Here is a 1,229-nt window from a genome sequence, read left to right as displayed (position 1 = left end):
TGAATCGCCACGGATAATCTAGACACTTTCGAGCCGTTGATAATATTTGTTTTCGTATTCAGTTGGTGGCATCTGATCGCTCGAGCCATGCCGACGCTTACTGTTATAAAACATTTCGATGTAATCAAAAATATCACTGCGGGCTTCTTCCCGTGTTCCGTAGATCTTTTTCTTAATCCGTTCGCGTTTCAGTAGCTGGAAAAAGCTTTCCGCAACCGCGTTGTCGTGACAGTTACCGCGACGACTCATGCTGCCTTCCAGACCGTGTGATTTCAGGAACGATTGCCACTCATGGCTCGTGTATTGACTGCCCTGATCAGAATGAACCAGTACCTGTTTTTGAGGATTACGCCTCCACACCGCCATTAATAATGCGTTCAGGACAATCTCTTTTGTCATGCGGGGTTGCATTGACCAGCCGACAACTTTCCGGGAGAACAGGTCAACCACCACGGCCAGATACAGCCAGCCTTCGTGAGTTCGGATGTAGGTTATGTCCGTCACCCAACGCTCATCTGGTGAGTCCGGATTGAACTGCCGCTGGAGCCTGTTCGGTACCACGATGCTGGCTTCGCCTTTACGTGCCCGTGGGCTACGGTACCCAACCTGAGCTTTTATACCGGCACGCTTCATCAGCCGCCAGACCCGGTTCACTCCGCACTGCTGCCCGCTATCCCGCAGGTCCAGATGGATCTTGCGATAACCATAGACGCAGCCAGACGCAAGCCAGAACTGTTTGATCTGCCCGGTCAGCATCTGGTCTGCCTGGTGACGCTGTGAATGTGGCTGCTGAAGCCAGACATAAAATCCACTCGGATGGACGTCCAGAACCCGACAGAGCAAACGAACAGGCCAGCAACGGCGGTTGTCGCGGATAAAGGCGTACCTCAGTCGGACAGTTTTGCGAAGTACGCCGCGGCTTTTTTTAGTATGTCTCTCTCGTCGGTAACCCGCTTCAGCTCTTTCTGGAGTCGGCGGATCTCGGCCTGAGCATCTGACTGTTCTTTATTAGTGGATGAGTCCGGGCCGTACTTCTTTATCCAGGCGTAAAGACTGTGGGTGGTGATATCGAGACGTGTTGCAACGCTGGAAACAGAATGACCGCGATCAACAACCTGTTTGACTGCTTCGATTTTAAACTCTTCGGGATAACGCTTACCGCTCATGGGCACCTCTCTTTAAGCCATCTTAAATGACTCCGAGGTGTCTGTTAAAGCCGTGGCGATTCA

1 protein-coding gene is annotated in these 1,229 nt (G+C 51.8%); it reads right to left on the bottom strand.

What is annotated here, in order from left to right; all coding sequences use genetic code 11:
* Nucleotides 1-18: 18 nt before the first annotated feature.
* Nucleotides 19-1,166, bottom strand: a protein-coding gene (locus ERD80_RS06400) for an IS3 family transposase (RefSeq protein WP_117111563.1) whose coding sequence is annotated in 2 segments (ribosomal slippage) — nucleotides 19-929 and nucleotides 929-1,166 — 1,149 coding nt in all. Because the reading frame shifts where the segments join, the coding sequence is not laid out codon by codon here.
* Nucleotides 1,167-1,229 lie beyond the last annotated feature (63 nt).

The organism is Pantoea sp. R102, from assembly GCF_004916815.1.
In the GTDB taxonomy this organism is placed as follows: Bacteria; Pseudomonadota; Gammaproteobacteria; order Enterobacterales; family Enterobacteriaceae; genus Pantoea; species Pantoea dispersa.
This window is presented reverse-complemented; position numbering and strand designations above follow the sequence as displayed.